The 1,487-nt window shown below is 36.2% G+C and carries 1 protein-coding gene and 1 pseudogene; both read right to left on the reverse strand.

Annotation, left to right across the window (positions count from 1 at the left end; translation table 11 throughout):
• Positions 1-421: pseudogene (locus ABF638_RS37910) on the reverse strand (hypothetical protein); the annotation flags it as partial.
• 18 nt (positions 422-439) lie between these two features.
• A complete protein-coding gene (locus ABF638_RS37915) occupies positions 440-1,309 on the reverse strand; it encodes a substrate-binding domain-containing protein (protein WP_435027874.1) in 870 nt (289 codons plus the stop codon).
• Positions 1,310-1,487: the final 178 nt, after the last annotated feature.

A 1,487-nucleotide genomic window follows, 5' to 3' on the forward strand; every position in this document is an offset into this window, starting at 1 on the left:
AGTTAGTGTAACTAGATATGTAAAGTTTTGTATTAGGATTCAACATTTCTGCCTTAATCCAATCCAACTTTAATATAGATTTGAGTGGTAGCAATACTTGTAAAAGCAAACTTTGATCTCGCTGTTCCACAGCCTGATTTAGCATATCTCGATTAGCAATCAGTTCGATTTGAGTTTCTAGAGTTTGCTGTTCATACTGAAAATCCTGATGAACTCGTTCAGCAAAACTTTCGATTTCTTGGCGAAAATTCTGCTGCAAACTATCGGTAAACCAATTTCCTAGCACTACTAAGCCCAGCATGAATACGCTTAGGCAAACTGAAAGCATTGGTAGAACAATTTTTTGGCTGAGTTTCAGCCCCCTGAAAAATCTCTGCATGGCACATTTAACAATAATTACTAATTCGTAATTCGTAATCACGAATTACGAATTGTTCATTTATTTAGCAGGAACAAAACCATTATTTTGTAGTAATTTTTCACCTTCTTTGCTCAATATAAAATCAATAAAACCCTGAGCAGATGCAGAAGGCACTTTGTCCGAGAGGATACCTATATGACGCACCATTTGGTATTTACTATTGACTAAGTTTTCCGATTTGGGAGCAACACCATTGAGACTGAGATGATTGACAGGTGATTTATTGATGAGAGAATAAGCCAAAGAAAAAGCGCCGATAGAATTAGGAGTACTTTGTAAGGTATCGATTAGTTCTATCTCTTTGTTCAAAATTACGGCTTTAGTTGTGGTCTTGTCTGTTTCCAAATAATATTTCCGCAATAATTTTTTCGCTGATTCGTCTTCAGGTCTATCCAATACTACAATGTTTGCATCAGCACCGCCTAATTCTCGCCAATTTGTGATATCACCTTTGTAAATTGCTTTCAATTGCTTAGTTGATAAGTTGTTCACACCTTTAACACTGTTATGGGTGGCAACAAGTAACAAATCTTGTGCAATTTCACGATATTGAATTTTACCGTTATCTTCTTCGGGTTTGAGTTTGTGACTGCTACCAGCGATATCAATAATATCGTTTTTTAGGGCTGCGATCGCTCCTTCAGATTGGCTATTGGAGATAAACTCAACCTTGACAGTTTTATTTTGGGATTGATAAGCTTGTGCTAACAGTTTTAAAACTGTTATCGTTGAACTAGAACCACCAATTTTGATAATTGTTTGAGCTTGAGAATCAGCTTGACTAGTAACTAAACTAGAATCTTTCGGTTCCGTCGTTTTAGCTGAGTTACAACCGCATATCTCAAGTAAGATGATGCCGATGATCATTAACTTAGCAATCTTTTTCATAAGTAAATCTCCAAATATCCAAAACCCGATATTGGGTCTAAGCTTTCATAGCTTAATATTCCCGAATAATCATAAAATTTAACTGTAATAAACAAAATACCCCAATACGGTTCGGCTAAGTCAAAAGACGCGATAAATCGCCGTCTCTACAAAGGACTGATTCTTGTAAAGACGGCGA

This window comes from Nostoc sp. CALU 1950, from assembly GCF_051172895.1.
Lineage (GTDB): Bacteria > Cyanobacteriota > Cyanobacteriia > Cyanobacteriales > Nostocaceae > Nostoc > Nostoc edaphicum_A.

Bases quoted from the DNA above. Each gene is read 5' to 3' on its own strand.
- ABF638_RS37915 (WP_435027874.1), bottom strand. From the start codon at position 1,309: ATGAAAAAGATTGCTAAGTTAATGATCATCGGCATCATCTTACTTGAG.